General features: G+C 71.8%; 19 protein-coding genes and 1 pseudogene. 7 read left to right on the forward strand and 13 right to left on the reverse strand.

The window, feature by feature from the left end; all coding sequences use genetic code 11:
* The first annotated feature begins 23 nt into the window (after positions 1-23).
* Entirely contained in the window at positions 24-1,430 is a 1,407-nt protein-coding gene (locus ACFYZB_RS42590) for a glutamate decarboxylase (RefSeq protein ID WP_388767261.1), read from the forward strand.
* Positions 1,431-1,444: 14 nt separating this feature from the next.
* Here the strand turns inward: ACFYZB_RS42590 and ACFYZB_RS42595 are convergent.
* From ACFYZB_RS42595 to ACFYZB_RS42615, 5 genes and pseudogenes are all read right to left on the reverse strand, one after another.
* Positions 1,445-1,652: pseudogene (locus tag ACFYZB_RS42595) on the reverse strand (ABC transporter permease); the annotation flags it as partial.
* Between the two features lie 17 nt (positions 1,653-1,669).
* Entirely contained in the window at positions 1,670-2,311 is a 642-nt protein-coding gene (locus ACFYZB_RS42600; RefSeq protein WP_388767262.1) for a PadR family transcriptional regulator, read from the reverse strand.
* Positions 2,312-2,350: 39 nt separating this feature from the next.
* Entirely contained in the window at positions 2,351-2,899 is a 549-nt protein-coding gene (locus tag ACFYZB_RS42605) for a DinB family protein (RefSeq protein ID WP_388767263.1), read from the reverse strand.
* A gap of 116 nt (positions 2,900-3,015) precedes the next feature.
* On the reverse strand, positions 3,016-4,476 hold the full coding sequence (locus ACFYZB_RS42610; protein WP_388767264.1) for an aldehyde dehydrogenase family protein: 1,461 nt from the start codon (positions 4,474-4,476) through the stop codon (positions 3,016-3,018).
* A 130-nt stretch (positions 4,477-4,606) separates the two neighbouring features.
* Positions 4,607-5,431, reverse strand: a complete 825-nt coding sequence (locus tag ACFYZB_RS42615; protein WP_351210412.1) for a helix-turn-helix transcriptional regulator — start codon at positions 5,429-5,431, stop codon at positions 4,607-4,609.
* A gap of 345 nt (positions 5,432-5,776) precedes the next feature.
* Here ACFYZB_RS42615 and ACFYZB_RS42620 point away from each other — a divergent pair, with 345 nt between their 5' ends.
* Positions 5,777-6,271 (forward strand): ATP-binding protein, encoded by a 495-nt coding sequence (locus ACFYZB_RS42620; RefSeq protein WP_351210227.1) that lies wholly within the window; start codon positions 5,777-5,779, stop codon positions 6,269-6,271.
* A gap of 90 nt (positions 6,272-6,361) precedes the next feature.
* On the opposite strand, the gene ACFYZB_RS42625 is transcribed toward ACFYZB_RS42620, so the two are convergent.
* The 4 genes from ACFYZB_RS42625 to ACFYZB_RS42640 all read right to left on the reverse strand — a co-directional run bounded on the left by ACFYZB_RS42625 (position 6,362) and on the right by ACFYZB_RS42640 (position 8,051).
* Complete coding sequence (locus ACFYZB_RS42625; protein ID WP_388636146.1) at positions 6,362-6,631, reverse strand: DUF397 domain-containing protein; 270 nt, start codon at positions 6,629-6,631, stop codon at positions 6,362-6,364.
* Positions 6,632-6,800: 169 nt separating this feature from the next.
* On the reverse strand, positions 6,801-7,316 hold the full coding sequence (locus tag ACFYZB_RS42630; protein ID WP_388767265.1) for an SRPBCC domain-containing protein: 516 nt from the start codon (positions 7,314-7,316) through the stop codon (positions 6,801-6,803).
* On the reverse strand, positions 7,313-7,669 hold the full coding sequence (locus ACFYZB_RS42635) for a metalloregulator ArsR/SmtB family transcription factor (protein WP_351210233.1): 357 nt from the start codon (positions 7,667-7,669) through the stop codon (positions 7,313-7,315). Before ACFYZB_RS42635 ends, ACFYZB_RS42630 begins: the two co-directional genes overlap by 4 nt.
* Before the next feature lie 7 nt (positions 7,670-7,676).
* Entirely contained in the window at positions 7,677-8,051 is a 375-nt protein-coding gene (locus tag ACFYZB_RS42640) for a VOC family protein (RefSeq protein ID WP_351210235.1), read from the reverse strand.
* A 262-nt stretch (positions 8,052-8,313) separates the two neighbouring features.
* Between ACFYZB_RS42640 and ACFYZB_RS42645 the strand changes: the two genes are divergently transcribed.
* Both ACFYZB_RS42645 and ACFYZB_RS42650 read left to right on the forward strand, forming a co-directional pair.
* A complete protein-coding gene (locus tag ACFYZB_RS42645) occupies positions 8,314-8,778 on the forward strand; it encodes a hypothetical protein (RefSeq protein ID WP_388767266.1) in 465 nt (154 codons plus the stop codon).
* Positions 8,779-8,915: 137 nt separating this feature from the next.
* Entirely contained in the window at positions 8,916-9,431 is a 516-nt protein-coding gene (locus ACFYZB_RS42650) for a DUF4232 domain-containing protein (protein ID WP_388767278.1), read from the forward strand.
* Positions 9,432-9,965: 534 nt separating this feature from the next.
* Here ACFYZB_RS42650 and ACFYZB_RS42655 read toward each other — a convergent pair.
* Positions 9,966-11,072: a DUF2786 domain-containing protein gene (locus ACFYZB_RS42655; protein WP_388767267.1), complete on the reverse strand. Its 1,107-nt coding sequence runs from the start codon at positions 11,070-11,072 to the stop codon at positions 9,966-9,968.
* A 306-nt stretch (positions 11,073-11,378) separates the two neighbouring features.
* Here ACFYZB_RS42655 and ACFYZB_RS42660 point away from each other — a divergent pair, with 306 nt between their 5' ends.
* The 3 genes from ACFYZB_RS42660 to ACFYZB_RS42670 all read left to right on the forward strand — a co-directional run bounded on the left by ACFYZB_RS42660 (position 11,379) and on the right by ACFYZB_RS42670 (position 14,606).
* The gene (locus tag ACFYZB_RS42660; RefSeq protein WP_388767268.1) at positions 11,379-12,005 is read left to right on the forward strand and encodes a LysE family translocator; all 627 of its coding nucleotides are present in this window, start codon (positions 11,379-11,381) and stop codon (positions 12,003-12,005) included.
* 72 nt (positions 12,006-12,077) lie between these two features.
* The gene (locus ACFYZB_RS42665; RefSeq protein ID WP_388767269.1) at positions 12,078-12,857 is read left to right on the forward strand and encodes a Clp protease N-terminal domain-containing protein; all 780 of its coding nucleotides are present in this window, start codon (positions 12,078-12,080) and stop codon (positions 12,855-12,857) included.
* Between the two features lie 48 nt (positions 12,858-12,905).
* Positions 12,906-14,606 carry a bifunctional 3'-5' exonuclease/DNA polymerase gene (locus tag ACFYZB_RS42670; RefSeq protein ID WP_388767270.1) on the forward strand — a complete coding sequence of 567 codons (1,701 nt, stop codon included), beginning with the start codon at positions 12,906-12,908 and terminating at the stop codon, positions 14,604-14,606.
* 127 nt (positions 14,607-14,733) lie between these two features.
* On the opposite strand, the gene ACFYZB_RS42675 is transcribed toward ACFYZB_RS42670, so the two are convergent.
* The 3 genes from ACFYZB_RS42675 to ACFYZB_RS42685 all read right to left on the reverse strand — a co-directional run bounded on the left by ACFYZB_RS42675 (position 14,734) and on the right by ACFYZB_RS42685 (position 21,194).
* Positions 14,734-17,922 carry a BTAD domain-containing putative transcriptional regulator gene (locus tag ACFYZB_RS42675; RefSeq protein WP_388767271.1) on the reverse strand — a complete coding sequence of 1,063 codons (3,189 nt, stop codon included), beginning with the start codon at positions 17,920-17,922 and terminating at the stop codon, positions 14,734-14,736.
* Positions 17,923-18,857: 935 nt separating this feature from the next.
* Positions 18,858-19,751, reverse strand: coding sequence for a glycosyltransferase (locus ACFYZB_RS42680; RefSeq protein WP_351210247.1), 894 nt, complete (start codon positions 19,749-19,751; stop codon positions 18,858-18,860).
* A 273-nt stretch (positions 19,752-20,024) separates the two neighbouring features.
* Positions 20,025-21,194 (reverse strand): alpha/beta hydrolase family protein, encoded by a 1,170-nt coding sequence (locus ACFYZB_RS42685; protein WP_388767272.1) that lies wholly within the window; start codon positions 21,192-21,194, stop codon positions 20,025-20,027.
* Positions 21,195-21,223: the final 29 nt, after the last annotated feature.

A 21,223-nucleotide genomic window follows, 5' to 3' on the forward strand; every position in this document is an offset into this window, starting at 1 on the left:
CCGGCAAGCCTGGAGGCACGTTCATGGCCCTGCACAAAGGTCCCGAGAAACACGAAGAGCGGACGATCTCCGTCAACCCGTTCTACGGGGAGGCCAATCCGGTCGGCGGCATGACCGAGGCCCCGCCCACGCACCGGCTCCCGGACGCTCCGCTGGCCCCGTCCACGGCGTACCAGCTGGTGCACGACGAGCTGATGCTGGACGGCAACTCCCGGCTGAACCTCGCCACGTTCGTCACCACCTGGATGGAGCCGCAGGCCGGGGTGCTGATGGCGGAGTGCCGGGACAAAAACATGATCGACAAGGACGAGTACCCGCGCACGGCCGAGCTGGAGAAGCGCTGTGTGGCGATGCTCGCCGACCTGTGGAACGCGCCGGATCCGGCCGCGGCGGTGGGCTGTTCGACGACCGGGTCGAGCGAGGCGTGCATGCTCGCCGGGATGGCGCTCAAGCGACGCTGGGCCGGGCGCAACGCCGACCGGTACCCGGGCGCCCGGCCCAACCTCGTCATGGGCATCAACGTCCAGGTGTGCTGGGAGAAGTTCTGCAACTTCTGGGAGGTGGAGGCCCGGCTCGTACCCATGGAGGGCGACCGCTTCCACCTGGATCCGCAGGCGGCGGCCGAGCTGTGCGACGAGAACACCATCGGGGTCGTCGGCATCCTCGGCTCGACCTTCGACGGCTCCTACGAACCGATCGCCGACCTGTGCGGCGCCCTGGACGCCCTCCAGGAGCGCACCGGGCTGGACATCCCGGTGCACGTGGACGGCGCGTCCGGCGGCATGGTGGCGCCCTTCCTGGACCCGGACCTGGTGTGGGACTTCCGGCTGCCGCGCGTGGCCTCGATCAACACCTCGGGGCACAAGTACGGGCTGGTGTATCCGGGCGTCGGCTGGGCGCTGTGGCGGGACAAGGAGGCGCTGCCCGAGGAGCTGGTCTTCCGGGTCAACTACCTGGGCGGCGACATGCCGACCTTCGCCCTCAACTTCTCCCGGCCCGGCGCCCAGGTGGTCGCCCAGTACTACAGCTTCCTGCGCCTCGGCCGCGAGGGATACCGCGCGGTGCAGCAGTCGACGCGGGACGTGGCGACCTCGCTCGCCGCACGGATCGCGGAGCTGGGCGACTTCCGGCTGCTGACGCACGGGGACGAGCTGCCCGTGTTCGCGTTCACCACGGCCCCCGACGTGACGTCGTACGACGTCTTCGACGTCTCCCGGCGGCTGCGCGAGAGCGGCTGGCTGGTGCCCGCGTACACCTTCCCGGCGAACCGGGAGGACCTCTCCGTGCTGCGGGTCGTGTGCCGCAACGGCTTCTCCCACGACCTGGCCGACCTGTTCCTGGCCGACCTGACCCGCCTGCTGCCCGAACTGCGCCGGCAGCCGCATCCGCTGACCCGGGACAAGGGTGCGGCGACCGGCTTCCATCACTGAGCCACCGGCCCCCTCATCTGCACGGCCTGGACCAATCTCCGGGCGGCCCGCAACCAGGGCCAGATGGACACCGGTCCACAGCATGGTGAAACGGAACAGCAGGAGCAGGCCGGCAGCGGTCGGGAGAGCCCCGGGGCCGCCGCGCGCCCGCCGGCCGAGCGCGTACGCCACCGCTGCCGTCAGCGTCAGAGCCACCGCCGACTGGAGCATGTCGGCGGCCGAAGATCGGTCGAACTTGATCAGCGGTCGTCCTCCGGGTGCCGCTCCCCCGTCGCGTACGGGTTCTCCGCGTCCTCGGCGAGCACGCCGACGAACGGATCGCCCTCGCCGGCGAACGTGTAGGCGCCGTTCTCCAGGCGCTCCACGAGGCCATGGGTCCACTCGGCCTCGGAGTCGGCCGTGTGGACCCACATGTTCATGATCTCGCCGATGTGGCCGAGCTGCCCGGGCCCCTCCTCGGGCACATAGTGCTCGGTGACCGAGGAGCGCCACGCCTCGATGCGGCGCGTGCGCTCCTTCAGCAGCGCCACCGCCTCGGCCCTCGGCAGGTCGACCATGAAACCGATGGCCGCCGTCTTCATGTCGCCGCGCTGGTCGTAGGTGACCAGCGCGTCGCGCAGCAGGGCGAAGTACTCCTCGGTGCCCTTCCCGGTCAGCTCGTACTCGGTGCGCGGCGGGCCGCCGGCCGTCGACGGCGCGATCTCGTGCGCGTGCAGCAGCCCCTGCTTGGCCATCTGCTTCAGGGCGTGGTAGATCGAGCCCGGCTTGGCGTTGGACCACTCGTGCGCGCCCCAGTACTCCAGGTCGTTGCGCACCTGGTAGCCGTGGGCCCTCCCGTGCCGGCGGACCGCGCCCAGCACGAGGAGACGGATCGCTGACATGCGGTCCAGGTTATTGCCGTACGGCCGCCCGCCCCACGGTCACCCCCAGGAGCCGCCCTGCTCCTGGGCCACCAGCTCGAAGGCCGTCCTGCCGTCCAGGGACTCGCGGATGATGTCGGCGTGGCCGGCGTGCCGGGCCGTCTCGCGGATCAGGTGCAGACACAGCCAGCGCAGGCTGACCCGGCCCTCCGGCGGGAACCAGGGGTCCGGCGGCAGCGGGAAGGTGTCGTCCAGGCTCGGCGCGGAGCGGATGAACTTCTCCGTCTCGGCGGCGACCTGCTCCCAGTACGCCAGCTGCGAGGCGACCGTCTCCTCGCCGACCAGCTGGAAGCTCTCGTGCCAGTTGGACTCGTCGCGCTTGACCGCCGGCGGCTCCTGCCTGGCCCGTGCGATCCAGATCTGCTCGACCTCGGCGACGTGCTTGAGCAGGCCGCCGAGCGACAGCTCGCTGGCGCTGGGGCGGGAGCGGGCCTGCTCCTCGGTCACTCCGAGCAGGGCCCGGCGGATCCCGCCGCGCTGCTCCTCGATGAAGGCGAGCAGCGCCCCGCGCTCGTCGCCCTGTGCCTCCGCCGGTACGTGCTTGACCATGGCCGGCCGCCTTTCGGTCCACCTTTGCCGGGGCCTGCGCCCCCTGACACCGACGACGCTACGGGCCATTGAGGTCAGGTACTGTCCGCAATGGCCCGCGACTTTCAGGGCAGCGGTCAGAACGGGAACCCGCTGCGGCCGTGCTGCACCGAGATCCACTTCACCGTGGTGAAGGCCTCCAGCGTCGTCTCGCCGTTCAGGCGGCCGATGCCGGAGTGCTTCTCGCCGCCGAAAGGCACGATCGGCTCGTCGTGGACGGTGCCGTCGTTCACATGGAACATGCCGGTGTCGATCTGCTTGGCGAAGGCGACACCCCGCTCGATGTCACCCGTGTGGACGGCGCCGCTGAGGCCGTACGGCGTGTCGTTGACGAGGCGCAGCGCCTCCTCCTCCCCGTCGAAGGGGATGAGGAACACGACCGGGCCGAACACCTCCTGCTGGAGCAGCGCGGAGTCGGCGGGTACGTCGGTGAGCACGCTGGGCGCCACGAGGTTGCCCTCCGTGGTGCCCCGGACGAGGGCCGTGGCGCCCTCGGCGACGGCCTGCTCGACGGTGCCGGAGACGGCGTTCGCCTGCTGGGAGTTGATCACCGGGCCGATGACGGTCTGCGGGTCGCGCGGGTCGCCCACCTTCAGCGACTTCACCTTGGCGACGAACTTCTCGGTGAACTCCTCGGCGACGGACGCGTCCACGAGGACCCGGTTGGCGGCCATGCAGACCTGTCCCTGGTGGACGAACCGGCTGAAGACCGCCGCGTCCACGGCGTAGTCGACGTCGGCGTCGTCCAGGACCACCAGGGCACTGTTGCCGCCCAGTTCGAGCACCGAGCGCTTGAAGTTCGCGGCGCAGACGGTGGCCACGTGCCGGCCGACCTTGTCGGAACCGGTGAAGGAGATGACCTTCGGGACCGGGTGCTCGATGAACGCGTCGCCGATCTCGGCGATGTCGGTGACGACCACGTTGAGCAGGCCGCCGGGCAGCCCGGCGTCCTCGAAGAGCTTCGCGATCAGGGTGCCGCCGGCGATCGGGGTGTTCTGGTGCGGCTTGAGGACCACCGCGTTGCCGAGCGCGAGCGCCGGGGCGACCGACTTGATCGACAGCAGGAAGGGGAAGTTGAAGGGGCTGATCACGCCCACGACGCCGACCGGCACCCGGTAGACGCGGTTCTCCTTGCCGTCGGCAGGGGAGGGCAGGATCTTGCCCTCGGGGCGCAGCGCCAGGTGGATCGACTCGCGCAGGAACTCCTTGGCGAGGTGCAGCTCGAAACCGGCCTTCACGCGCGTGCCGCCCAGTTCCGCGATGATCAGGTCGGCTATCTCCTGCTCACGGTCCTCTATGAGCCGGAGCGCCCGCTCGAAGACCGCGCGGCGGGCGTAGGGGTTGGTCTCGGCCCACTTCTTCTGGGCACGAGCGGCCGCCCTGTAGGCCTGGTCCACCTCGTCGACCGTGGCCACGGTGATCGAGGCCAGCTTCTCGTCGTCGTAGGGGTTGAAGTCGATGACGTCCCAGGAGCCGGTCCCCGGTCGCCATTCTCCGTCGATGTACTGCTGGGCCAGGTCGCTGAAGTAGGACGACATGTGATCCCTCAATCACTAGCGGAGACAGATCCTGGTCACGGTCTGATCGCACGTCATCGTACTTGTGCTGAAAGAGAGTTGAAGGAGGAGTCCGGACACTCGGAGAAGTCCGGGACACTCGGACAAGTCCTCAGGACAGTTGCAGCAGTCCCCGCAGCAGGTCCCGGCTCTCGTCGGGGCCCGGGCTGTCCTGCTGGAGCTCCTTCAGGGCCTGCTCGTACTGGGCGACGTCCTCGCGCTTGTCCAAGTAGAGGGCGCTGGTCAGCTGCTCCATGTAGACGACGTCGGACAGGTCGGCGTCGGGGAAGCTGAGGATGGTGAAGGCGCCGCTCTCGCCGGAGTGCCCGCCGAAGCCGAACGGCATGATCTGCAGCCGTACGTTGGGCCGCGCGGAGACGTCGATGAGGTGCTGGAGCTGGCCGCGCATCACCTCGCGGTCGCCGTAGGGGCGGCGCAGGGCCGCCTCGTCGAGGACGAAGTGGAACTCGGGGGCGCTGTGCGCGAACAGGTGCTTCTGCCGCTCCAGGCGCAGGGCGACCCGGCGTTCGACGTCGGCCGCGCTCGCGCCCTTCATGCCGCGCCGGACCACCGCGCGGGCGTAGTCCTCCGTCTGGAGCAGGCCGTGCACGAACTGCACCTCGTAGACGCGGATCAGGGACGCGGCGCCCTCCAGGCCCACATAGGTGGGGAACCAGCTGGGCAGGACGTCGGTGTAACTGTGCCACCAGCCGGCCACGTTGGCCTCCCGGGCGAGGGACAGCAGCGACTCGCGCTCCGTGTCGTCCGTGATGCCGTACAGCGTCAGCAGGTCTTCGACATCCCTGGTCTTGAAGCTCACCCGGCCCAGCTCCATCCGGCTGATCTTCGACTCGGAGGCGCGGATGGAGTACCCCGCCGCCTCACGCGTGATCCCCCGCGCCTCACGCAGTCGCCTCAGTTGCGAGCCGAGCAGCATCCGCCGCACCACCGATCCGGGCTCTCCCGCGCTCACGTTCGCCAGCCTCCCCAACCGTCTTCAGGGCCCGCAGTCTGCCACTAAAACACTCCGAGCAGTACTCGTCCGGTTACGGAAACGGAAAGAGGCAGGCCGTTTCTGCCTGCGCGTTGTCGGGAAGAGGTCAGGACCTCTGGCGGCAACCGCCAAGAAGATGGCGGAAAAAATGGCCAAGAAGCGGTACGGGCGGTGCCATTTCGGTCGCGTGCACGTGCATCTGCCCTTGCATCTGCTCTGCGCATCCGAAACCATGGTGCCGCGCCACCGCTGCATCGCAACGACCGCGAATTCCCGGGAGTGCCTCGCATGGGAACGAATGGATCGACCATGCTCAAGCCGTTACGGCAGGGCCTTCCGCCGCTGGATCCCGCAGCCGTGTCCGATGCCGCCTCCTGCGCCCTGCCCGCCCGGTACGAAGCGGTGCGCGAGGCCCGGCGCTTCACCCGCGGCACGCTCGACCAGTGGGACGTCGGCGACCGCTTCGACGACATATGTCTCGTCGTCTCCGAACTCGTCACCAACGCCCTGCGCCACGCACTGCCCTCCGACCCGGGGTGCCTCGAGCACCAGCCCTCGGTACGGCTGCACCTGATGCGCTGGACCGAGCGGCTGGTGTGCGCGGTGCGCGACCCGAGCCACGAGACGCCGGCGCCGCGCGACTCGGACGACTTCTCCGCCGAGTCCGGGCGCGGGCTGTTCCTGGTCGACTCCTTCGCCGACAGTTGGGGCTGGCACCCGCTCGCGGGCGCGCTCGACGGCAAGGTCGTCTGGGCCATGTTCCGGCTCCAGTCGGCCGGCTGACGCAGTACGACACCGACGGACGCCCGAGTTCTACGCGCGTACACCCCGACATCGTTGCCACGAACGGGCACAGGGGCGGGCCACGGGATGTCAACTCACGATCAGGTGGTCGAACTCGCCGTCCTTGATGCCGAGGAGCATGGCCTCGATCTCCGCACGCGTGTAGACGAGCGCCGGGCCGTCCGGGAAACGCGAGTTGCGTACGGCGACGTCGCCGCCGGGCAGCCGCGCGAACTCCACGCAGGAACCCTGCGAGTTGCTGTGCCTGCTCTTCTGCCAGGCCACTCCGACCAGCTGCGCGGCAGCAATGCCGTTGTACACGTCGTACCCCCCGTACACGCCGTCAACGTCGCGGTCCACAGGTCGCTCCCCGGTGGTGCACTGGCTGGTGTGGCCATAGATGCTGTGGTCAACTGACCCGGATCATAACCTTGTTCACATGCAGATGCATGAGCAAATGCACGTGCACGTGCGGTGTTCCCACGGTTACAGCTTTGACGTTCGCTTTACTGTCCGGGAGACCCCTGCGTCAGCGAAGCTGCTCCAGCGTCTGCCCCAGAGCGGGCAGGACATGCCCCCGCCACCCCCCGTCCATGATCTTCCGCGCCATCAGCTGAGCCGGGTCGTCCGGATCGAAACCTTCGTGCACCAGGAAAAGACGCGTACCGCGCCCTTCCTGTTCCAGGGTCCAGGTGATGGTCCAGTCCGCGGGGTTGGCCGGATCGGCGTCGGCCCAGCGGACGGACAGCATCCGCTCGATGTCGTAGGCCAGCACCCGCACCTCCACGACCCCGGAGAAACGGGCGTTGGGACGCGGGACGGAGGTCATCCGGTACCGGTGGCCGACCTCCAGCCGGAAGTCCTCGGCACCGGGCATCTGCCACTGGGTGAGCAGCCCGGGGTCGGTCAGGGCGCGCCAGACCTTGGCGGGCGGGTGCGGGAAGAACTGGTCGACGCGGATGGTGGTCAGGTCGTCCGCGCCCTTGTCACTGCCGGGGCCGGCGTCATGGCCTGGTTCGGTGCCGTTGCCTGGTTCGGTGCTCATGGCTGGTCATCGTCGGGCAGACGGTCGAGCAGGTCGCCGAGGCCCTTCAGCCGGTCGCGCCAGAACCGCTCGTACGGGTGGAGCCAGTCCTGCACCTCGGCGAGGGGAGCGGCCTCGAGGCGGTAGATGCGCTGCCGCCCCGAGCGCTGTTCGGAGACGAGGCCGGCCTCCCGGAGCACCTTGAGGTGTTCCGAGAGGCTCGGGCGGCGCATGTCGAAGTGGTCGGCGAGGGCCTGGACGGGCTGCGGTCCGCGCTCACGCAGCAGGCGCAGCACCTCGCGACGGGTGGCGTTGGCGAGCGCGGCGAAGACGCGGTCCTCGGCGGCGGCAGCCGTCCCGGCCCCAGTACTCATGGTGGGTTCAGAAGCCTTCCTTCTCCGTCAGCAGCATCAGACCGTTGCCGTCGGGGTCCGTGAAGGAGGCCATGCGCCCCCACGGGTACTCCTCCGGACCCTGCACCTCGGTGCCCGCCTCGGCGAGCCGCGCGCAGTCGGCGTCGACATCGGTCGTCACCAACATGATCCCCCGCGCCGAACCGGGCACGAAATCACCCATGCCCGGCCCGGAGAGCGTGAACACGGTCTGCGCGCCCTGCGGGGCGACCTGCAGCCATCGCCCGGGCGGCATCTGCAGATCGGCGGTGACCTGGAAGCCGAGCACGTCCCGGTAGAAGCGCAGGGCACGGTCCTGGTCGGCGACGGGGAGGGTGACGAAGGAGGCGTGGGTGATGTTCATGGGCACGAGGATAGGTAGGGGATTTCCTACTAGTCAAGCGTAGGGATTTTCCTACGTGTAGGTGATGGGCGGCTTCCCGACCTGTGGGGTGGGCGGCTTCACAACGGATTCCTGCCCGGCGTCCGATAGTCCTCCTGGTTGCTGCTGGTAGCTTGCTGCGGGCCGTCCGGCCGAGGGCGGCCGGCCGCTACAGCTTGGGAGCTTTCCGGTGACTACTGCGACTGGTGCGACTGCTGCGACTGCCAGGGTGCGGACCGCGACCGTGGCAGCAGGCCTGGTGGGCGCGCTCGCCGCGCTGACCGCGTGCAGCGGGGGCGGGGGCGGCGGGGGCGAGAAGACCACCGCCCCGACGAAGCCCAGCGCGACCGCGTCGGCCTCCTCCTCGGCCTCGGGAGCGGCGACCGGGGCCTCCGGCAAGGTCCAGGGCAGCTGGATCACCACGAGCGGCGGCAAGATCGTGGCACTGGTGATCACCGGCAAGAAGGCCGGGCTCTTCGTGACGGGCCGGAAGGCCTGGTGCCAGGGCGCCGCGGGCGAGGAGTCCGGGATGCAGATGATCCATCTGACCTGCCCCGACGGCAACAAGGACCGGGCCACCGGCATGGTGGACTCGGTGAACGCCAAGAGCATGACGGTGAGCTGGTCGGGCAAGACCGGCAAGGAGACGTACACCAAGGCGGAGGGCGGCAAGCTGCCTTCGGCGCTGCCGACCAAGGCGAAGCACTGAGGTGAAGCAGTGACAGGGGCGGATCCGGTGAGGAGTGACGCCACCTGAAGTGGTGATTCCGCCGGGGGTGGGCGTACCGGCCCGGCACGCAGGCGCCATGATGCAGGGGCACCGTCACGACCTCGATGGGACTGCTCATGCGCGCCATTCCGCTCACCGTCACGGCCCTCGCCGCCGCCCTGCTGCTCACCGCCTGCGACGACGGTGGGAGCAAGAGCGGCAGCAAGAACGGCTCGGCCTGCGAGATCGGCGGGGTCTCCGTGCAGATCGGGTCCGCGAGCGTGGCCCCGAAGGCCGGTGACACGGGTGAGATTCCGGTCAGCATCACCAACCAGAGCAAGCCCTGCACCCTGGACCAGTTCGCGGGCGTGGTCCTGAGCGCCGGCAACACCGAGGCCAAGGTGCCCGCGCTCAAGGGCGCCAAGGCCCAGAAGCTGAAGCTCGCCAAGGGCGACTCGGCGTCCTTCACCATCGCCTACGTGCGCGGCAAGGCGGGCGGCAAGGCCGCGTTGGACGCCAAGACCGTGAAGATCACCCTGCCGGGGACCACCGCGTCCCGAAGCTTCCCCTGGTCGTACGGCCCCGTCGCCACCCAGACCGGCGGCACCGCCCCGACCGCCTCCGTGACCGCCTTCCAGCAGGTCGGCGACTGACGACCACGGCAGGCTGCGCGTGCTGACCACGAGAGGCTGCACGGGCTGACCCCGACTTCGGCGGGCGGTTCCAGCCTGGGCGGGGTCCCTCCGGCACGGGGGTTGACGCCGGATTGAGGCCGCACCGCTCCGGCCTGGGTTGGGTTGGGCTGACGCCGGGTTTGGGGGGCGACTCCGGCCTGGGGCAGCTGACGCGGGATTCGGCGGCCGACTCCGGCTCAGGGCGGACTGACGTCGGGGTCGGGCGGGATCACTCCGGCCCCGGGCTGGGCTGACGCCTGATTGGGGCGGGCTGATTCCGGCCTGGAGTGGGCTGAGTTCAGCCGGGCTCGCGTCGGCTCCGGCTCCGTGCGGGTCGGCGCTGGATCCGGACGGGTCGGCTTCGGGCCGGACGCGATGACAGTGGCTTCGGGCGCTCTGTCTCCTGCCCGGGTGGGCTCACTCCAGGTTCCGGCGCACTGACGGCGGCTCCTGCGCGCCGGGCACCCGGGCTCACTTCAGGTTGCCGCGGACCGGCGGCTGCTCGAGGTGGGTTCAGTGCAGTCCGCGGCGGGCTCTGACCTGTGCCTGGTCCGCCGCGCGGGCGCCCTCCGTCCAGCCTGCCGCGTCGGTCACGCCACGCAGCCGGGTGGTGGTGGTCTCGGGGAACATGCGCTCCAGCCGGTCGGTGACGGCCACCTCCCTGGTGGCGAGGACCGGCAGCAGGTCCTCGCTGACCTGGGTCTCGACGGCGGCCGCGAGCCGGTCGCCGACCCGGTGGGCGTAGGCGGCCAGGAAGGACTGCCGGAAGGTCTTGGTCCGTTTCCGTCCGCCGGCTCTCTGAGCGGTCTCCGCCCTGGTCATCGCGTGCGTTGCCTGCACCAGCAGCGAGGTGTAGAGCAACTCGACCGCCTCCAGGTCCGCCTCGAAGCCGACGACCGTGGAGAAGCCGAACGGTTCGTGCCACACCGCGCGGCAGTTGTTCGCGCCGGCCACGGCGTCGAGCAGGACCGCCTTGACCTGTTCGTACGGCGGCTCGACCCCGATCCGGCAGGCCCCGGGCGCGTCCGGCGCGGGCGCCCCGGCGGCGAGCAGCGCCTCGTCGACACTGTGCCGCGCCATCAGCTCCTGCGCCTTGGCGCTGAGCGCCTCCGCCTCCTCCGGATACCCGGTCGCCTCGGCCTTGGCGAGCAGCGCGCGGATCCGGGCGAGCATGCGCGAGGCAGCCGGGCCGGGGGCGTTCCGGGGCTCCTCCAGTGGCTCCAGGGCGGGCAGGCGCAGCAGCAGGCGGTACAGCTCCAGTGTGGCCGTGGCCTGCGAGAAGCGGTCGGCCTCGCGGGCGGGATCCTCCGGCAGCTCCGCCAGCTGGGCGGCCCAGCGGCGCCCGCGGGGGCGGTCCCCACCGGCCTGGGCGCGGATCAGCGCGGCGGCCCGGCGCACATGCACATCCTCCAGCTCGCGCCGCACCAGCCGTACGACATCGGCGGGCTGCCAGCCGCGCCGCCAGGCCGTCGCCATGAACTCCTCGCCTCGCCGCGCGAGTTCGGCATCCGCGGTGGGGTCGGCGGCGAGCAGGGAGGCGCCGGTGTCGAGGCCGGTGTCGGTGTCGTCGTAGAGGGCGGCCCTGAAGGCCCTCTCGACCGTGCTGCCAGTGCTGGTCACACCGTCGATCGTGCCATGCCCCACCGACAGCAAACCGAACTTTGTCCACAGGCTGTGGACAAAGGGGCGGGGTGGCGGCGGGAGTGCGGCTCCGGGTTCGGGTCCGGTTCGGGTTCGGGGTCCGCTTCGGGGTCGGTCGAAGTCGCCGGGTGCGCCGGGGAAGTGCGGGGCCGTGGTGGTCAAGACCAACGTAGTGGCCACCCGTCCGCCCTCAACACCGCCACCCAGTGGACCGCTTGGCCGACGGCTCGTCTCAACCCCTGGAATTCCGCCACGCGCGCGTGGAGCCACGCGAAGCATGGCGGCATGGTGGACACGTCTCTCTATGCGGCGTTCCTGATCGCCGCTTTCGCACTCTGCGTCACTCCCGGACCCGACATGATGTTCATCGTGGCGGTGGGCGGCCGGGGCGGCCCGCTGACGGGTATGGCGGCCGCCGTCGGAGTCGCCTGCGCCATGCTCGTGCACACGGTCGCCGCGGCGCTCGGCCTGTCGGCGCTGTTCCTGACCCTGCCGACGCTCTACGAGGCGCTGCACTGGGCGGGCGCGGCCTATCTGCTGTTCCTCGCGGTCAGGGCGTTCCGGGGCGACGGCGGACCGGTCGACACCGAGCCGGCGCCGCGGAACGGGCGCCGACGGGCGTTCTGGCGGGGCACCGTCACCAACCTCCTCAACCCGAAGGTGATCCTCTTCAACGTCTCCTTCCTGCCGCAGTTCGTGAACCCCGCCCTGGGGCACGTGCGTGAGCAGTTCCTCGTGCTGGGATTCACGATCACGGCGATGGGCGTCGTGGTGGACGGCTCGGTCGGCCTGCTCTCCGGGAGGCTCGCCGCACTGCTGCGGCGCAGTCGGCGCCTCGCGCGGGGCCTGGACTACTTCGGCGGGACGGTGTTCGCAGGGCTCGCGGTGCGTCTGGCGGTCGCACCGAAGTGACCGGCACGCCACACCCGAGGAGACTGTCAACCATCGGTTGACAGCCTCGGAGGCGCAACCTACGGTTGACACATGGCGACCAACCCGAACATCACGGCATCCGTACGCCTCGACGACCTCATCGCGGCCATCAAGAAGGCCCACCACGAGCCCCTCGAACAGCTCCAGGACGCGGTGATCGCCGCCGATCACCTCGGTGATGTGGCGGACCACCTGATCGGCCACTTCGTCGACCAGGCCCGGCGCTCGGGCGCGTCCTGGACGGAGATCGGCCGGAGCATGGGCGTCACCCGGCAGGCGGCGCAGAAGCGGTTCGTACCGAAGGAGTCCGCCGACCTCGATGCCGGCGACTTCAGCCGCTACACCCCGCGCGCGCGGAACGTGGTCATCGCCGCGCACAACGAGGCGGTGGCCGCCCGCACCCCGGAGGGCCGACCCGAGCACCTGGTCCTAGGACTGCTGGCCGAACCCGAGGGCATCGGGGCGAAGGCGATCACCGAGCAGGGCGTCCTCCTGGACGCCGTACGGCAGGCCGCGACCGCCGCGCTGCCGCCCGCCGCGGACGAGGTTCCGGACCTCATCCCCTACGGCCCCGACGCCAAGAAGGCCCTGGAACTCACCTTCCGCGAGGCCCTCCGGCTCGGCCACAACTACATCGGCACCGAGCACATCCTGCTCGCACTCCTGGAGCAGGAGAACGGCCAGGGTGTCCTCAGCGACCTCGGCATCACCAAGGCCGGGACCGAGGCGTACATCGCCAGGGTGCTGTCGATGCTGACGGAGCAGACGAAGGCGGCGGCCGCGGAGGCAGCCGGCGCGGAAGCGGCCGACCCCCGCCCGAGCGAGGACTGAAACCGCAGGTCAGGCCGATTGTCAGAGCCGGCTGCCACACTCGCAGTCATGACCGACCGGTGGGCGCTCGCACCGGCCGAGGACGGAGGCGTGGATGTCGCCCCCCTCGGCCCGGACGGCCTGCCCGCCGGGCCGGTGCGGCGGGAGGGCGATCTCGCCGGGGCGGTGCGGAGCCGCCCGGAGGTGACGCGCTGGGTGTGGCGGTCCACCCCCGAGGTCTACCCGCGTCTGCTCGCCACGGGGGTGCGAGTGGAGCGGTGCTACGACATCGAGGACGCCGAGACACTCCTGCTGGGCCACGAGGGCCGGCATGGCGAGCCGCGCTCGGCCGCCGCCGCCCTGGCCCGCCTCCGGGGCGGCCCCGTACCGCCCGACCCGCCCCAGCGCCCGGCCGCACCGGGCGCCCAGTCCCCGCTGTTCGAGGCCACCAGCACCCGCCTGCCCCTGGCCGACCTCCTCGCGGTCCACGCCGAGCAGTTGCGGCGGCACGAGCGGACCGCCCACCCCGGCCGGATGCGGCTCCTGACGGCCGCCGAGTCGGCCGGCACGCTGGTGGCCGCCGAGATGAACCACGCGGGCCTGCCGTGGAGCGCCGAGGTCCACCGCCGCCTGCTGCACGACCTGCTGGGCGAGCGGTACGCGGGCGGCGGCGAGCCGCGCCGACTCGCCGAGCTGGCCGACGAGGTCTCCGCCGCCTTCGGCCGCCGGGTCCGCCCCGATCTGCCCGCCGACGTGATCAAGGCCTTCGCCCAGGCCGGGATCAAGGTGAAGTCCACCCGCCGCTGGGAGATCCGGTCCGTCGACCACCCGGCCGTCGAGCCCCTGCTGGAGTACAAGAAGCTGTACCGCATCTGGGTGGCCCATGGCTGGTCCTGGCTGCAGGACTGGGTGCGCGACGGCCGCTTCCGCCCCGAGTTCCTCGCCGGCGGCACGGTGACCGGACGCTGGGTGACCAACGGCGGGGGCGCACTGCAGATCCCCAAGGTGATCCGCCGGGCCGTGGTCGCCGACCCCGGCTGGCGGCTGGTCGTGGCCGACGCCGACCAGATGGAGCCGCGCGTGCTCGCCGCGATCTCCCGCGATCCCGGGCTGATGGAGGTGGCCGGCCGCGAGAGCGACCTCTACCAGTCCGTGTCCGACCGCGCCTTCTCCGGCGACCGTGACCAGGCCAAGGTCGCCGTGCTCGGCGCGATCTACGGACAGACCTCGGGCGACGGCCTGAAGAACCTGGCCGCGCTGCGCCGCCGCTTCCCGAAGGCCGTCGCCTACGTCGACGAGGCGGCCCGCGCGGGCGAGGAGGGTCGGCTGGTGCGCACCTGGCTGGGCCGGACCTGCCCGCCGGCCGCCGGAGCCGGCGAGGACACGGCGGGGGAGGCAGGCATCCCCATCGGCGACGACGCCGCCGAGACGCACGCCGACGGCCACAGCGCCTGGGGCCCCGGCTACGCCTCCACCAACTCCCGGGCGAGGGGCCGCTTCGCGCGGAACTTCGTCGTCCAGGGCAGCGCCGCCGACTGGGCCCTGCTGATGCTCGCCGGGCTCCGCCGGGCCTGCGCGGATCTCAAGGCGGAGCTGGTCTTCTTCCAGCACGACGAGGTGATCGTGCACTGCCCCGCCGAGGAGACCGACACGGTCGTCCACGCCATCCGTGCCTCCGCCGACCTCGCCGGCCGGCTGACCTTCGGCGAGACCCCGGTGCGGTTCCCGTTCACGACAGCGGTGGTGGAGTGCTATGCCGACGCCAAGTGAGCGCTGCGTCGGAGGTGTCCGCCCAAGGATGTGGAGGGAACTCGGCCGGCGTGTGCGGGTGCGCCGCGGCTGGTCGCGCCCCACGCGGCGGATCCGCACATCGGCACACTCCCGCGCCCCTTCGGGGTCACTCCGCGAGAAGTTCCCGCAGCTCTGTCACGACCGCCTGCTCGTCGGTGCCGTCCAGCGCCGCCAGTGCCGCGCGCCAGGCGTCGTACGCCTCCGTCCGCCGTCCCCGTGCGCTCAGCAGCAGCCCGTGCTGGTGCCGGGCCAGGGCCCCCATGTAGCAGTCGGCGCGGGCGTCGGCCCGGCGCAGCAGTTCGGCGCACTCACGGCCCGCCCGTTCGGTATCGCCCAGCTGCCGCAGCGCGCGGACCAGGCCGAGCCGGGTCTGGGACTCGCCGTGCCAGTCCCCGTGGCCGCCGAGGATGCGCAGGCTCTCCTCGAAGTGCCCGGCAGCGGCGGCCGGTTCGCCGAGGGTGAGATGGGCGTAGCCGATGTTGCAGTGCGCCGAGTGCTGCACGATGACCGCGCCGATCGCGTCCCCGATCGCCAGCGAGCGCCGGTGCTGCTCGATCGCGGCACGCGGGTCGGTGTGCTCGTAGAGATTGCCGAGATGGCTGCGGGTGACGGCCTCTCCGTAGGGATCGTTCAACTGGCGCGAGTACGCGAGGCTCTGCCGCAGCGCCTCCCCGGACTCCGCGAACCGCCCGAGCCCCTCCAGCAGCAGGCCGCGGTTGTTCAGACAGCGCCGGATCCTGGAGACGACACCGAGCCGCCGCCAGATCTCCAGGGACTGGTCGGTCAGCGCGAGGGCGTCCTTCTGGCGGCCGGTCAGGAAGTGCAGGCCCGCCAGGTCGCCGAGGGCGTACGCCTCGGCCGCCGCGTCCCCGAGCCGCCGTGCCGCCCCGAGCGCGGCCCGCCCCAGCACCTCCATCTCGGCGACCCGGCCACCGCGCTGGACGTAGGGGAAGAGCAGCCGCGCGAGCGTCGAGAGGTGCGCGGCCCGACACGGGTCGGACGTGCCCGCGTTGCGTGACACCAGGGCGACGACGTTCTCCAGCTCCACCTCTCCCCAGCCGAAGGCCTGCTCGGCGGACTCGAAGGACGCCAGCGCGGCCACGTCGGCCGCGTGCTCCGGCGGTTGCGCGGAGGTGGGCCGACGCCGGTCCTCCTGATCGATCCCGGGCTCCACGACTGCCTCCAGCAGCCGTTCGGCCACGGCGGCGTACCAGCGGAGGGCGATCAGATCGGGGGCGGGCGCGGCGGCGGGGTCGGTCCGGTCGCCTGCCTCCCCCTGCACACCCGGGCTCTGCTCGGTGTCCGCAAGGGCGCTCGGCGCGTGCGTACCGGTGCCCTTTCCCGTGTCCGCCAGTTCGCGGGCGAAGTCGCGGACCAGGTCGTGCGGGGCGTAACGGCCGTAGGCGGTCTCCTCCAGGAGGGCGACGTCGACCAGACGGTCCAGGGCCGCCTCGGCGCGCCGCGCGTCGGTGCCGGTGAGGCGGGCGATCAGCGGGGCGCCGTAGGTCGGCAGGTCCAGTGCGCCGATGCGGCGCAGCGCCAGCGCCGCGTCCCGGTCCGCCTCGCGCCCGGCTGCGGCGAGCGCGTCATGGGCGACGGCCAGGGAACGCCGGACGCTCAGGTCGTCGTACTCGAGATGACGCAACCGGCCACCGGTCTGCGCGAGTTGGCTCGCCAGCACATCCGGGGTGAGGGCGCGGCGGGCGGCGAGCCGGGCGGCCACGACGCGCAGCGCCAGCGGGAGCCGGCCGGTCAGCTCGACCAGTGGGTGACCGGCGTCCAGCCTCTCCCGTCCGCTCACCGCGCGCAGCAGTGCCGCGCTGTCCTCGCCGGTCAGCGGGCCGAGCGGGAAGCGCCGGGCGCCGTCGAGGGCGGTCAGTGGCGAGCGGCTGGTGACGATCACCGCGCAACCGGGCCCAGCCGGCAGCAGGGGCCGTACCTGGGCCGCGTTCGCCGCGTCGTCCAGTACCAGCAGGATGCGGGCCGGGGCGAGCAGCGAGCGGAGCAACGCGGCTGCCGCGTCCGGGTGTTCGGGGATGCTGCGGGGCTCGGCGCCCAGGTCCCGCAGCAGCGCGGCGAGCGCCTGGGCGGAGCCGAGCGGGGTCATGCCGGGGGTGGCGCCGTGCAGGTTGACGTACAGCTGCCCATCGGGGAAACGTTCCCGCAGCTCATGTGCGACAGCCAGGGCGAGGGCACTCTTGCCGACGCCCGCCATACCGCTGAGCACGGCGATGGCCGGAGCCGGTACGGGCGGATCCGTGAGCGCACGCCGTAGTTCGCGCCGGACATCGACGCGGCCGGTGAAATGGGCAGGGGGCGGCGGGAGTTGTGCGGGGCGTGGGGTCCGACGCGCATCGGGTGGGGTCCCGCCCGCGCGCGAAGCCGGCGTTTCGGCCTCCCCCCTGGCCACGCCGTCCACATGACCCATGGGCCCCGGCGATTGCCGGTGGGCGCCCTCGGCACCCCGCCGACTGCCGTCGCGCTCCCCCTCGGCCCCGTGCCGCTCCTCGCCACTCCCCCGCAGCACCTCGACATGGGCCTCGCGGACCGCCGGGCCGGGTTCGATGCCGAGTTCCTCGACCAGGCGGGCGCGCAGATCACGGTGAACGGCCAGCGCCTCGGCCTGACGGCCGGTGCGGTGCAGGGCGAGCATGAGCTGACGGTGGTACGCCTCACGCAGCGGATACTCGGCGACCAGCGCCGCGAGCTCCGGGACGATCCCGGCCAATCGTGCCCCGTCCAGGGCGAGTTCGGCGTCGTAGCGCCACTCCAGCAGGAACAGGCGGGCCTCCTCCAGACGCTGCACCAGGGCATAACCGCCGAGGTCGGCGGGGAGTCCGCTGAGCGGGGTGCCGCGCCAGAGCGCGAGCGCGGCCGTACAGGCCCGTACGACGCCCGGCCAGTCCCGCCGGGCATGCGCGGCCCGTGCCTCGGCGACCCGGGTGTCGAAGACGTGCACGTCCAACTCGCCGTGGTCGACGCGCAGTACGTATCCCGGCGGCACGGCCCTGAGCCGGTCGGGGTCGTCCAGGAGCCGGCGCAGCCGGGTGACGTGGTTGTGCAGGGACGCCTGCGCGGAGACGGGCGGCGCCCCGCCCCACAGGGCGTCCTTCAGCGCCTCCACCGAGACGACCCGGCCCGGCTCCAGCAGCAGTGCGGCCAGCAGTGCGCGCACCTTGGGGCTGCCGATGGCGTGGACGCCGTTGTGGAGGGATTCGTCCGAGATCCCGAACGCCTGTCGGCCGTACAGGACGGGTGGGCCGAGCAGCCCGAACCGCAGCTCGCACCGCCGCATCACGCCGCTCCAGGTCTTCCTGCGCGGTCGGGTCGACCGCGCTCCGCGACGAGCCTGTGCTCGCCGTTGTCTGGCGGAATTCCGCCCTGTACCGGACGGTTTCCCGCCACCGTCCGACGGCCGCACCAGCCCCGGATCGGCCCGGCCGAGGGCTCCTTTCGGATTCCGTCGGCGAGTTCCGGCCAACGGGTCCGCCATCGGCCGACGAACCGTTGGCCATATGTTAGCGATCCGTTGGCGAATCCTGATGTGATCATTCCATCGGATCTGGCCCGACGGCGCGCGCGTATGTCGCGTAACTCGGGGGAGTGTCGCCGTAGGCCGGGTCCGGGGACGCAGGGGGCCCCGGTCGGCGGAGGTGAACGCCCGGGGCCCCGTCCCGTTCCGCTCCCCACGCCCTGTTCGCGCCGGTCGGGCGATCGGCGATCGGCCCCGTGCGCGCCGGTCGGGCGAACGGTGGGGTATCCGCGTGCCCCCTGGTCGGCATCGTCATCGGCATCGTCATCACGGACGGAAGCGTCGCGCCCCGCCCAGCGGCGGAGGCCTCCTGCCCCAAGTCACCGGCGAAGACGCCGGGTCCGGCCAACTGACGGACACCCTGCGGCTCCGCCCACCGCCAGCCGCCCGACGCCTCCGCCCATCGGCAGATGCCCCACGCCCCTGCGCCCGGCAGACACCCCGACGCCTCGGCTCACCGGCAGACGCCTCACGTGTCCGAGCCCGGCAGACACCCCGACGCCTCGGCTCACCGGCAGACGCCTCACGTGTCCGAGCCCGGCAGACACCCCGACCCCCGGCCCATCGGGAGATGCCCGACGTGTCCGCGCCCCGGCAGACACCCGACGCCTTGCCCCACCGGCAGACGCCCACGTCTCCCGGCCCCGCCCCCGCAGGCGCCCCGCGCCTCAGCTCACCGGCGGGCGGGCGGCCGCGTCTCAGATCACCGGTGGGCGTCCCAGGCGGGTGAGCCGCCACGCCGTCCGCCAGCGCATGGGCCGACGCTCGCCGGCCGGCTTCCGCAGGCCTTCCACGAAACCGCCGAACCAGGCCTTCAGCCCCGCCGGGGAGCGCGTGCGGGCGAGGGTGAGCAGGGTCCACACCCCGAGGTGCACGGGGATGAGCGGCAACGGCAGCCGGCGCCGGACGAGCCAGACGCGGTTGCGGGCGTTGACGCGGTAGTAGATGGCGTGCCGGGCCGGCGAGGTCTTGGGGTGCTGGAGCAGCAGCTCGGGGGCGTAGAGGATCTTCCAGCCGGCGTCGGCGGCGCGCCAGGCGAGGTCGGTCTCCTCATGCGCGAAGAAGAACTCGGCCGGCCAGTCCCCGATCTCGGCCAGCATCGCCATGCGCAGGGCGTGCCCGCCGCCGAGGAAGCCGGTGACGTAGCCCCCGCGCATCGGATCCGACCTGCCCACGCGGGGCACATGCCGTTGCTGGGTCTCGCCGTGCTCGTCGGCGATGCGGAAACCGACGACGCCGAGGCGCGGGTCGGCGGCGTACAGGTCCCGTACGCGCCGCAGCACATCGGGGTCGACGAGCAGGCCGTCGTCGTCCAGCTCCACGACGACGTCGACGTCGCCGTACTCGCGCAGGCGGGCCAGGGCGACGTTCCGGCCGCCCGGGCAGCCGAGGTTCTCCTCCACGTCGATGGTGGTGACCTCACCGGGCAGGGAGAGCCGGCGGGCGAACTCGGGCAGCCGGCAGCCGTTGCCGACGATCACGATGCGGGCGGGGGCGAGGTCCTGCTTGGCCACGGACTCCAGCAGGGCGTCGACCTCGGCGGGCCGGTTGCCCATGGTCACCACGGCGACGGCGATCCTCGGCTCCACCACGTCCCTCACCCCATCCGGCCGACGGCGGCACCGCACCCTGACCGCGCGGTGCCCATCGTTCACCAAGATGTTGCCTCAGATCCGCGGGTTCACCGGACCCCGATTCACTTTGCGGGCCCTTTGCTGCGGCTTTGTCCTGGGTGGGCGTTGTCGTCGTCGCGTGGGGAAGCCTCGGCCCACAACGGCGGAGTCCGTGACAGCGGAGTCCGTGACAGCAGGAGATTGTTGGTCGCCATGGTGGCGAGCCGACCGGGAGTGACGCGGTCCATCGTTTCATGAGATGAACGTCACCTCCGGAAAGGCCGGGCACGGGCCGTCGAGCAGGTGCCTCTGGTCCCGGTCCCGCAGGTGCAGGTCGAAGAACGCGAGCGGGTACGCCTGCTGGATCCTCACGGCCCGGGCGGGATCAAGGGTGCCGATCCAGGACTGAAGATCCGCGGCGCTCATCCCGACGGCCTGTGCCAGCTGTGGGATCAGGAACTGGACGTCGCAGTACGACGAGTGCACCGCGCCCTCCGCCTGAACGTTGAGCCGCCATCCCCGCAGGTGCGACCAGAACTCGGCGACGCTCGGCTGGGTGGCCCGGGGGAACTCTGCGGTCATCAGCATGAACGGGCGGTCCAGGTCGGTGGTGACCGTGGGCTGCATCGGGCCGTCGAAGCTCAGCCCTGCCCGGACGCGCCGGTCCTCGCTCATCACGAACGCCGTCGCCGTCGCACCCTTCGACCAGCCGTACATGCCGATGCGCTGCGGATCGAGGGCACCGAGCAGGCCGGCCGGCAGCGGCCGGTGTCCGGCGTCGGGGTTGCGCCCGGACGCGAGGTCCTCGACGCGGTCGAGCACGAACCGGATGTCGGTGGCGAAGTCCCGCGGTGTCAGGGCGGGTACGTCGAGCGGGACCGTGAGCCGGCCGTCGGGGAACACGCTGAACGCGTCGTACGTGTGGTCCACCGTGACCACCACGTACCCGTGACCGGCAAGCTCCTGCACCACGATGGTGGTGTCCGCCCGGTGATCGTGCGCGCCATGCGAGAAGACGACGACGGGCAGTCGTCGGCCCGTTCGCAGCACCGGGGCACCCTCGTGCCCGGCCGTGAGCGGTGCCACCGCGACATCGGCCGGAAAGCCCGCCGACGTCAGGAGCGCCCGCACCACGGCAGGGGACGTCCAGCGGGCCAGTGGATACCGTTCGACGCCCCGGGCGGGGTACCAGACGGCGGCCATCAACTCACGGTGATGCCCGGGGCCGGCCACGGGATCCGGACGTGAGGTGTCGACGAGGTGCAGGGGCACCGTGCCCACGGGGTACGGTCCGGTGGGCACGGGCAGGGTGAGCTGCACCGGGCCCGCGGCGTTCGAAGCCGCCCACGCGGGGCGTGCGACGCCCATCGGCACGGCGGCCCCGACCGCCAGCGCGGCTCCGAGCAGGCGACGGCGCGTCATTCCTCCTCGGTTCATGAACGGCGTGGTCG

This window comes from Streptomyces sp. NPDC001852 (genome assembly GCF_042891825.1).
GTDB lineage: Bacteria > Actinomycetota > Actinomycetes > Streptomycetales > Streptomycetaceae > Streptomyces.

Excerpts from the sequence above, each read along its gene's own strand:
- ACFYZB_RS42675 (WP_388767271.1), bottom strand. The coding sequence starts at position 17,922 with ATGCGGCGGTGCGAGCTGCGGTTCGGGCTGCTCGGCCCACCCGTCCTG.
- ACFYZB_RS42660 (WP_388767268.1), top strand. The coding sequence starts at position 11,379 with ATGGTGGACACGTCTCTCTATGCGGCGTTCCTGATCGCCGCTTTCGCA.
- ACFYZB_RS42685 (WP_388767272.1), bottom strand. The coding sequence starts at position 21,194 with ATGACGCGCCGTCGCCTGCTCGGAGCCGCGCTGGCGGTCGGGGCCGCC.
- ACFYZB_RS42670 (WP_388767270.1), top strand. The coding sequence starts at position 12,906 with ATGACCGACCGGTGGGCGCTCGCACCGGCCGAGGACGGAGGCGTGGAT.
- ACFYZB_RS42620 (WP_351210227.1), top strand. The coding sequence starts at position 5,777 with ATGGGAACGAATGGATCGACCATGCTCAAGCCGTTACGGCAGGGCCTT.
- ACFYZB_RS42630 (WP_388767265.1), bottom strand. The coding sequence starts at position 7,316 with ATGAGCACCGAACCAGGCAACGGCACCGAACCAGGCCATGACGCCGGC.
- ACFYZB_RS42600 (WP_388767262.1), bottom strand. The coding sequence starts at position 2,311 with ATGTCAGCGATCCGTCTCCTCGTGCTGGGCGCGGTCCGCCGGCACGGG.
- ACFYZB_RS42605 (WP_388767263.1), bottom strand. The coding sequence starts at position 2,899 with ATGGTCAAGCACGTACCGGCGGAGGCACAGGGCGACGAGCGCGGGGCG.
- ACFYZB_RS42635 (WP_351210233.1), bottom strand. The coding sequence starts at position 7,669 with ATGAGTACTGGGGCCGGGACGGCTGCCGCCGCCGAGGACCGCGTCTTC.
- ACFYZB_RS42650 (WP_388767278.1), top strand. The coding sequence starts at position 8,916 with ATGCGCGCCATTCCGCTCACCGTCACGGCCCTCGCCGCCGCCCTGCTG.
- ACFYZB_RS42615 (WP_351210412.1), bottom strand. The coding sequence starts at position 5,431 with ATGCTGCTCGGCTCGCAACTGAGGCGACTGCGTGAGGCGCGGGGGATC.
- ACFYZB_RS42665 (WP_388767269.1), top strand. The coding sequence starts at position 12,078 with ATGGCGACCAACCCGAACATCACGGCATCCGTACGCCTCGACGACCTC.
- ACFYZB_RS42590 (WP_388767261.1), top strand. The coding sequence starts at position 24 with ATGGCCCTGCACAAAGGTCCCGAGAAACACGAAGAGCGGACGATCTCC.
- ACFYZB_RS42640 (WP_351210235.1), bottom strand. The coding sequence starts at position 8,051 with ATGAACATCACCCACGCCTCCTTCGTCACCCTCCCCGTCGCCGACCAG.
- ACFYZB_RS42610 (WP_388767264.1), bottom strand. The coding sequence starts at position 4,476 with ATGTCGTCCTACTTCAGCGACCTGGCCCAGCAGTACATCGACGGAGAA.